The sequence below is a fragment of the Gordonia sp. IEGM753 genome (assembly GCF_050321825.1).
In the GTDB taxonomy this organism is placed as follows: Bacteria; Pseudomonadota; Gammaproteobacteria; order Pseudomonadales; family Pseudomonadaceae; genus Aquipseudomonas.
Genome location: NZ_JBNQGB010000004.1, coordinates 550,686 through 559,767, shown reverse-complemented (window position 1 = coordinate 559,767; position 9,082 = coordinate 550,686). Strand labels below are relative to the sequence as shown.

6 protein-coding genes and 2 rRNA genes are annotated in these 9,082 nt (G+C 57.2%); 5 read left to right on the top strand and 3 right to left on the bottom strand.

The window, feature by feature from the left end; all coding sequences use genetic code 11:
* The 5 genes from ACQR3R_RS22275 to ACQR3R_RS22255 form a co-directional block, all read left to right on the top strand.
* Positions 1-79 (top strand): 23S ribosomal RNA (locus ACQR3R_RS22275); the annotation flags it as partial.
* Between the two features lie 157 nt (positions 80-236).
* Positions 237-352: ribosomal RNA gene (rrf, locus tag ACQR3R_RS22270) — 5S ribosomal RNA — on the top strand.
* A 145-nt stretch (positions 353-497) separates the two neighbouring features.
* Positions 498-1,157 (top strand): paraquat-inducible protein A, encoded by a 660-nt coding sequence (locus ACQR3R_RS22265; RefSeq protein WP_428275379.1) that lies wholly within the window; start codon positions 498-500, stop codon positions 1,155-1,157.
* Positions 1,144-1,767 carry a paraquat-inducible protein A gene (locus ACQR3R_RS22260; RefSeq protein WP_428275377.1) on the top strand — a complete coding sequence of 208 codons (624 nt, stop codon included), beginning with the start codon at positions 1,144-1,146 and terminating at the stop codon, positions 1,765-1,767. Before ACQR3R_RS22265 ends, ACQR3R_RS22260 begins: the two co-directional genes overlap by 14 nt.
* On the top strand, positions 1,760-4,063 hold the full coding sequence (locus ACQR3R_RS22255) for an MlaD family protein (RefSeq protein WP_428275375.1): 2,304 nt from the start codon (positions 1,760-1,762) through the stop codon (positions 4,061-4,063). Before ACQR3R_RS22260 ends, ACQR3R_RS22255 begins: the two co-directional genes overlap by 8 nt.
* A 211-nt stretch (positions 4,064-4,274) precedes the next feature.
* On the opposite strand, the gene mksF is transcribed toward ACQR3R_RS22255, so the two are convergent.
* The 3 genes from mksF to mksB are packed head-to-tail and all read right to left on the bottom strand — an operon-like array spanning position 4,275 to position 9,077.
* Entirely contained in the window at positions 4,275-7,115 is a 2,841-nt protein-coding gene (gene mksF, locus ACQR3R_RS22250) for an Mks condensin complex protein MksF (RefSeq protein ID WP_428275373.1), read from the bottom strand.
* A complete protein-coding gene (gene mksE, locus ACQR3R_RS22245) occupies positions 7,112-7,813 on the bottom strand; it encodes an Mks condensin complex protein MksE (protein WP_201120505.1) in 702 nt (233 codons plus the stop codon). The genes mksF and mksE overlap by 4 nt, the downstream gene beginning before the upstream one ends.
* Entirely contained in the window at positions 7,803-9,077 is a 1,275-nt protein-coding gene (mksB, locus tag ACQR3R_RS22240; protein ID WP_428275371.1) for an Mks condensin complex protein MksB, read from the bottom strand. The genes mksE and mksB overlap by 11 nt, the downstream gene beginning before the upstream one ends.
* Positions 9,078-9,082: the final 5 nt, after the last annotated feature.

Genomic DNA, 9,082 nt, shown 5'->3' with positions numbered 1-9,082 from the left:
ACGACGTTGATAGGTTGGGTGTGTAAGCGCTGTGAGGCGTTGAGCTAACCAATACTAATTGCCCGTGAGGCTTGACCATATAACACCCAAGCAATTTGACTACTCGAAAGAGCATCAGATTGCGGTGTGTGAAGACGAAACGAACCGAAAGTTCGATGTTCACAAAACACCGACAGCTGTCACATACCCAATTTGCTGAAGCGCGGCCAGCTGGCCACGATTCGGTACCCGAATTTCTTGACGACCATAGAGCATTGGAACCACCTGATCCCATCCCGAACTCAGCAGTGAAACGATGCATCGCCGATGGTAGTGTGGGGTTTCCCCATGTGAGAGTAGGTCATCGTCAAGATTAAATTCCGAAACCCCAATTGCGAAAGCAGTTGGGGTTTTGTTTTGCCCGCAGGAAAATTTCACACGCTCTGCGGCACAAATTTGCACAGTTATTTTCTGATCAGGACACTAGAATAGGTCAACTTTTTTGGAGTCAGAGCCGTATGTCGGATCCGGTCGACGCCTCAGGGCTGTCAGAATTACCGCTGGACGACTTGCTGGCGTGTCATGAGTGCGACTTGCTGATGCGCAAGCCTGAACTCGCCCGTGGTGAGAAAGCGATGTGCCCACGCTGTGGATACGAGCTCTATGCCCATCGGCACAAAGTCGTGCAGCGCAGTCTCGCCTTAGTCATTGCCGCTTTATTGTTGTACGTCCCTGCGAACTTTTTACCCATCATGCAGCTCAATCTACTCGGGCAATCGTCGCAAGACACTGTCTGGACCGGTGTTTTGGGCCTGTTCAATACCGGTATGCAAGGCGTGTCGGTGGTTGTGTTTCTTTGCAGCATGGCCATTCCATTGCTCAAGTTACTTTGCCAATTGGCTGTGTTGCTAAGTATTCGTTTTGATATCGGGCGCAGTTACGGGTTGCTCATTTACCGCATTTACCATCACCTGAAAGACTGGGGAATGCTCGAGGTCTACCTCATGGGCGTACTCGTTGCGATTGTAAAGCTGGCAGATATGGCAGCTATTACCGTAGGGCTTGGCTTGGCGTGTTTTATCGCATTGTTATTAGTCCAGGTCTGGCTTGAGGTTGTGATGTCACCTCATCAGATCTGGCAGGCTTTATCAGGAGAGGATGCCCATGCGGGCGATTGATGCAGGCATTCTGCTGTGTATGGAATGCCATGAGTTGAACAAGCGGGAAGCGGACGCCGATGAGCAGGTTTGCACACGCTGCGGTGCGCTGGTGCATGCTAGACGCCCAAACAGCCTGACACGCACTTGGGCGTTGTTGATCACCGCTGCGATTCTCTATATCCCGGCGAATATCTTGCCAATCATGACTGTCAGTTCTTTGGGCAAGGGTGATCCCAGCACCATCATGTCCGGTGTGATCCAGCTAGCTCAGCACGGCATGATTCCGATTGCCGCCGTGGTTTTCATCGCCAGCATTCTGGTGCCCACGTTCAAATTGGTGGGCATCGCACTGCTGCTTTTTTCTGTGCAGCGGCGCCAGCCACTTTCGGCACGCCAACGTATTCTGATGTACCGCTTTATCGAATTCATTGGGCGTTGGTCGATGCTCGATATTTTTGTGATCGCCATCCTGGTGGCGGTCGTGAATTTCGGGCGCCTTGCCAATGTCGAAGCCAATCTTGGTGCCATCGCTTTCGCCAGTGTGGTGATTCTGACGATGCTTGCCGCAGTAACTTTTGATCCCCGACTGATTTGGGATAATACGGAGTCGGATGACGACTATGACTGATTTGCCTACCGCAAAAACCCGACCGGCCTCGAACTGGTCTGCCATTTGGGTGTTGCCTCTTATCGCCCTGATCATCGGTGGCTGGCTGGGCTGGCGAGCTTACAATGAGACCGGCATCGAGATTCAGGTGCGTTTCGACAGTGGCGAAGGCATTCAGGCCAACAAAACCGAAGTTGTCTACAAAGGCATGTCGGTCGGCAAGGTCAAAACCCTCAAGCTCGATGACGAAGGCACTTCAAAAGGTGTGATCGCAACCGTTGAGATGAACAAGGACGTAGAGCAATACCTGCGAACCAGCACGCGTTTCTGGCTGGTCAAGCCAAGCGTAACCCTGGCCGGTATTACCGGTCTCGAAACGCTGGTTTCGGGTAACTACGTGGCGATCAGTCCCGGTGAAGGCGAGCCCGTTCGCAAGTTCAAGGCGCTAGCCGAAGAGCCGCCGTTATCAGACTCCAAGCCCGGTCTGCACCTGACCATCAAGGCTGATCGCCTCGGCTCTTTGAATCGCGGCAGCCCGGTGTTCTACAAGCAGATCAAGGTCGGTCAGGTTAAAAGCTATCTGCTTTCCGAAGACCAAAGCACCGTTGAGCTCAAAGTGTTTATCGAGCCGACCTACGCCAAGTTGGTGCGTAAACATACGCGGTTCTGGAACGCCAGCGGTGTCAGCATCGACGCCAATCTGTCGGGGGTCAAAATACGCAGCGAATCGTTGGCCAGCATTGTTGCCGGTGGCATTGCATTCGCCACACCAGAAAACCGCAAGGACAGTCCACCTACTGATCCGAGTTTGCCCTTTCGTCTCTACGAAGACTTCGATGCAGCCGCTGCCGGCATACGGGTCAAAGTCAAACTCAGCGACTTCGAAGGCCTGCAGGCTGGCCGCACACCGGTTATGTACAAAGGTATTCAGGTCGGCAATCTGAAGGCGTTGAAGATCGACCCGGATCTTTCCGGCGCCACTGCCGAGTTGACCCTCGACCCGTTGGCCGAAGATTACCTGGTCACCGGCACACAGTTCTGGGTGGTCAAACCGTCGATTTCCCTCGCCGGCATCACCGGTTTGGAGGCCTTGGTAAAAGGCAACTACATCGCCATCCGTCCGGGGGACAAAGGTTCGGCACCGCAACGCGAGTTTGTCGCAAGGCCCAAGGCTCCGCCGCTGGATCTACGTTCGCCGGGTCTGCATATGGTGTTGTTCACCGATAACCTCGGGTCACTCGAAGTCGGCAGTCCGATTCTCTACAAACAGGTCAAGGTTGGTTCGGTACAGAGTTATCAATTCTCCAAGACCAAGAAACAACTGGTGATTGGCGTTCACATCGAGAAGGAATACGAAGGGCTGGTCAATGCCTCGACAAGGTTCTGGAATGCCAGTGGCATTACGCTGACCGGCGGCCTGACCGGTGGGATTCAGGTCAAGAGTGAATCGCTGCAAAGCCTGATGGCCGGGGGTATCGCGTTCGAAACTCCGGAAGCCAAAGCCCCGCTGCAGAAGAAAATTCCGCGGTTTCGCCTGTTTGCCAACCACGACGAAGCCAACCAGAAAGGCATTGTGGTCACGATCAAGGTTGATCGCGCGGATGGATTGCGCAGCGGCACGCCCGTTCGATTCAAAGGGCTTGATGTCGGCAAGATCGAAGACGTCGACCTCACTGACGACCTGCAATCGGTGATGCTCACGGCACGCATCACCGAGGTGCCGGAGCGCATCGCTCGGGCTGGTAGTCAGTTCTGGGTGGTCAAGCCCGAGCTTGGGCTGATCAAGACTTCGAACCTTGAAACCCTGGTCACAGGCCAATACATCGAAGTGCAGCCTGCGCTGAAGAATCTCGGCCCGCAGAAGAACTTCGTGGCGTTGGCCAACCCGCCGGAGTCCGTCAAGGCTGAACCGGGCCTGAGTTTGGTGTTGAGCGCCGCTCGCCGTAGTTCGCTGAAGACCGGCGTGCCGGTGACTTACCGTGAAGTGACGGTCGGCAAGGTAACGGGTTATGAGTTGGGTCAAACCGCTGATCGCGTCCTGGTGCACATCCTGATCGAACCTAAATATGCACCGTTGGTGCGCAGCGGCACGCGGTTCTGGAACTCCAGCGGGTTTGGTTTCGATTACGGTTTATTCAAAGGCGCGACGATGCGCACGGAGTCGCTCGAAACGCTGATTCAAGGTGGCATCGCGTTCGCCACGCCGGACGGTGACCGCATGGGTAATCCGGCGCGACCCGAGCAGACGTTCCCCTTGTTCGACAAGTTCGAAGATGAATGGCTGACCTGGGCGCCGAAGATCTCCCTTGGTAAGTAGCGGGGCGTTGGTCTGGCGTCTGTGTTGACGCCTTCGCGAGCAAGCCCGCTCCCACACGTGACCGCGTTCTCAACAACGAACGCGATCAAGGTGTGGGGCTTGGTCCGCGCGGCGCTCCAACGCAGAGACCCTGAAGCTCACTGAAAATGACGCCCACAAAAAAGGCCGCGATCCAATGGATCGCGGCCTTTTTCATATCTAACGGTTTAACTCAAACCGCATCCAGCTCCGGCTCATCCGTTTCAACGTTAACCACTGCCTTCACTTCATCGTGACGGCGGATGTACTTCCAGTCTGCTTCGTCGATGTAGATACCGTTCGGACCGCTGCCGCCTTCGAGGTCAATGGCAACACTGGCGCAGACTTGCGGCTTCACACTCGCCAGAATCGGCACGAAACCCAGTTGCAGGCTGGTTTCCAACAGCGCTGCCTGGTTCTTCTCGTCGATGTCCGCTGCTTCGTCGAGGTAGTACGGCAGGCGAACACGACCGGCCTGGTCGCGGTCCATCAAGTGCAGCAACAAGTACATGTTGGTCAACGCCTTGATGGTCATCGTGGTGCCGTTGGAAGCTGCGCCGTCGATGTCGGTGTGAATCACTGGCGTTCCATTGACCTTGGTGATCTCGAACGCCAGTTCAAACAAGTCCTTGAGGCCGAGCTGGTTGTGGTTCGCTGCCACCAGCCGCGCCAAATATTCCTTGGCCTCTTCGTTCTTGTTGTCCTGATCTGCACTCTGGCTCAGGTCGAACACGGAAAGCGTTTCGCCTTCTTCGTACTGACCGGCGCTGTGGATGATCTGGTCGATGTGCTTGAGTGCTTCCTTGTTCGGCGCAAGCACGATGCGAAAGCTCTGCAGGTTGGACACCTGACGCTTGTTGATCTCACGGTTGAACAACGCCAGTTGATGCTCGAGGCTGTCGTAGTCGCTGCGAATGTTGCGCAGGGTCCGGGCGATGTCCGTCACCGCCGCGCGCCGAGCCTTGCCCAAAGTCAGTGCTTCGTCAGTGCGGTGCGCATACGCGTTGATCAGCAATTGCAGGCGACGCTCCATATCGTCTTCGCTGTCGAACTTGGCCACGCCCTTCAGGCGCACCTGCGCGTAAAGCGCTTCGATCTGACCGTCACTGCGCTGCAAACCTTGCCAGCTGTCCTGATAGTCATTGAGCAATGGCAGCAGATTGTCCATTGAGTCGTCGATCGGATCCATGAACGGCGTACCGAACGGCAGGTCTGCCGGCAATAACTGACGGCGACGCAGCGCATCGTCCAGTGTGCGTTGCTTGGCTTCCATGTCGCCAATCTGTCGGCCCACCAGTTGCAGCTTGGCCGACAGTTGCTGAACGCGTTCAGTGAAGGCGTCGCTGGAACGCTTCAACTCTTCCTGCGCCGCTTCCATCTGCGCCAATTGCTCAAGCTTGTCTTCTTCCTCGGCGCTCAGTGTTTGCGAACGACGGAAATCTTCCAGGGCTTTTTGCGCATCCAGCACCTGCTGGTACAGCGCCTCGGTCTGGGTTTTGCTGGCCGCTCGGTCGGCGACCACTGCCGCTTGAGTCTTCAGTTGCTTGAGTTCTTTTTCCAGACGTTCTTTCTGATCGCGCAATGCCGCGCGGTCAGCCAACGCCTGCAAGGCCGGTGGCTCGATGTGCGAGATGTCGATGGACAGACCCGGAACCTCAAAGCGCTCGCCTTTGAAGCCATCGAGAATCAGCTCCATGGATTTGACCCACTGACCGTCCTCGTCCAGCGTGATCCCGTGTTCGCCCAGCGGCAGGCTGAACAGCGCGCTATTGAACAGACGCATCAGGCGCTCGACGTCCTGTTGCGAGAACTCTTCACGCAGCCGGGCGTAGCTGTTGTTGTCGGCGTGATCGAGTTGTTGCTTGACCGACTTCAAGCGTTTTTCCAGATCCCGCAGACGCTCTTCGAGGTCTTCGGCACTGAACTGCCGCGACTGGGCCAGCGCACCGGCCAGTTCATCGTGCGCATCCTTGGCCGCCAGCAATTGCTGTTCGAGGACTTTGACGTCATCGACCAAGGCGAAGCGATGTTTGAGTACAGACAGTTCGCCGAGCCAGCGCTGGATGCCAGTGATTTCACGTTCCAGGCGCATCAGCTCCTGAGTGCCACCGCGCTGGTCGTTTTGCAGGGCATCCTGCTCATTGCGGTAATGCTCAGCCTGAATCGTCAGCTCTTCCTTGCGCGCACTGGCGTAGTCCGACCAGGTGCCGAGCAGGGAATCAAGCAGTGGCGAGATACGGTGCAGTTTGCCGCGCAGGATGTTGCGCTGGGCAACGCCGGCGGCCAGTGCTTCAACCAGTGGTCCCGCCGTGACCAGCGAGTTGTAGTCCTGCTCCATGCGTCGCACATCGCGGAATGCTTCTTCGCACGCAGCGATGTAATCGACGCTGCCGGAACGCAGGCTGTGCTCGAAGGCATCGAGGAACAGTTGCTTGAGCTTGGCCGCGGTGATTTCGCGCATGTGCAGCAAGTTGATGAACAGCGCACGGAAGGTTTTCAGGCTCTGCTCGCTGGTGGAACGCAGCGGGATCAGCGTCAGGTCCAGCGGGATAGATGTGTGACCACCCACCAGTAAACGACGCAGTTCATCCGGCTTCAGTTCATACGCTTTAAGGCCTTCGCGTTCCAGGTTGGTGAACAATTCTTTCTGGCGCAGGCAGGTGTCGTTTTTCTGGTAATGAGCCAGGTCCAGTTTGCCGGCGTAGGCAAAGAACTGGTGACCGAAACCGCCGCCGGGGCCACGTCCGACCACGCCAATCACGTGCGGGCCGTGCGGCAGCGAAACTTCAACCAGGATATAGCTGGTGTCGGAGGCAAAGTAGAACCTGCGCGATTGCTCCAGGCTGTACTTGCCGAAACTCATGTCCGACATACGCGCCAGAATCGGGAACTGCAACGCGTTGATCGACGCGGATTTACCGAGGTTGTTTGCACCGTAAACCGATAGCGGTTCTTCCAGTGGAAACAGGCCCAGGCTGTAGCCGGCAGTGTTCAAAAGGGCGAAGCGGCGAATGCCGTAGCGTTCCTTGCTCATGCGTCGGTCTCCTGTTCTTCGGCGATGGCGCGGGCCATGGCGTCTTCTTCGCTTTCTTCCTCGAAGTCGCTTAGGTCGAGCGGATCATCGGTTTGCAGCAGCTTTTCGTCGCTGTCGTCATCGATCAACACCGGCACCGGCAATGGCAACACGCTGTGCAGGCTGGCGGCCAGGTCCCGGTCTTGCTGAACCGACAGGCAAACATCAAGGAAACGGTGCATCGGCGGCAGGAAACGGTAGACCCCGTTTTCTTCGCCGGCGAAACCGAGTTGGGTCATGCGGCGCATGATTTTTTCTTCGAGTTCTTCGACCGTTTGCACTTCGGCCTGAATAAACAGATCGCGGTATTTCTCCAGCAGCGACGGCAACTCATCGCGGCCGAGGCTGCCGCCATCGAGCACGGCAACCGGATCGCGGCCCTGATCGGCCAGATGCTCAACGAGAATAAAGGTGAACAGTGCCAGGCGTTGCGCGGTTTTATTCACGGCTGCAGCCGCCAGGTCGGGCACGAAGTAGTAGAAACCACGCGTGTCGCAGACCAGCTCAAAACCCAAGGCCTTGAACAGCGTGCGGTACTGGTCCTGGAAGTTTGAGAGTTGCGCGTACAACTCCGGATCACGGCGGCTGACGTGGTAACCCTTGAACAGTTCGCGAAAGATGGGGGCCAGCTGGGACAGTTCGGATAGATCAAGATGCATGTGGAGTGCTCGCAGAATTCCCGGCGGTGTCGCCAGCCGAGAGCAGGGCGAAGGAGCGCAGGCTGACCTGGTGCTCATGAGTGTGGTAATCGCGGCGTTCCAGACGCTCGCGTTTGAAGCGTTTTTCCCGCGACAGACGCGAGAACCAATACAGCAACTCATCGGTGGCGCCGTTCGGTTCCTGCTCCAGCAGCCAGGTCATGAGGTCTGGCATCGGCAGGGCATCTTCGCAACGTTCGAGCATTTCGCGAACGGTGCGTGGCGCGCGCGGTGCTTCGCCTTTCTGGGTTTTGTGGGCCTTGGGGAAACGTGCCGGTTTGGGCTCGAAGCGGGCCAATGCATAAACATAGGCTTCAACCTGACTGGCACTGCCGAGAAAGGTGCTTTGCGGGCGAGTGAACATTGGCATTGCCGCTTGCGGCACGGCGTCGATGCCCTTGCGACGGATCGCCGACAGTGCCAGCGCCGCGCCGCGTGTCACGGCGTTATGGCGGCGAGCCTCTTCACGCAGCGGCAGCAGCAGTTCACGGGCGTGACGCAAGGTCAGCTGGGCGCTGGTCTGCATTTCGAGGATGCGCGCGTGGGTGCGCAATAGCATGTCGTCATCGACCAGGTGGCCGAGGCGCTGCTGTTCGGTGAGCATTTTCAGCAGGACGTTTTCGACTTTGCGCACGCCTTGTTCGAAGGCGCCGTCGGCATTCACCAACTGAATCATTGGCTCGACGTATTCGTCCCAGGTCGCCAGCACTTCCGCGTAGCGCTGACGCAGCGGTATTTGCCGGTCGCTGGTCTTGGCGCGTTCGGCGACGGCCACCAAGGCCTGTTCGTCGTTGGCCAGTTTCTTCAGTACGTCGCGCACGCGCATGTCGAGCAAACGCAACTGGCGCGCCAGGTCGTGACCGTCTCGGATGTCAAAAGCGTCCTGGATATAACCGGCCAGGCGTTCGAGATGGCGCAGATAGGCTTCGATTTCCAGGCACAAGCCCAGACGGTGTTCGCGGCGCAAGTAGGCGAGAAAGTCGTGAATCTGCGCGTTGAGCTCGAAACGGTTCGGGCTTTTCGCCACGGGAACCAGGATGTCGAGGCGAATCCACACATCCAGCAGGCTGGTGATGTCCTGCGGTGTACTGTCCAGTTGCTGGGCGGCCAACTGAGAACGCAGTTCGTTGAGGCTCAATGTGCCTTGGTCGAAGTGCTCGCACAGTGGTTCCAGAAGTGCCCAGTGTTCAGCGAGGGCGCGCAAGACGCGCTTGGGTTCGATCATCGGGA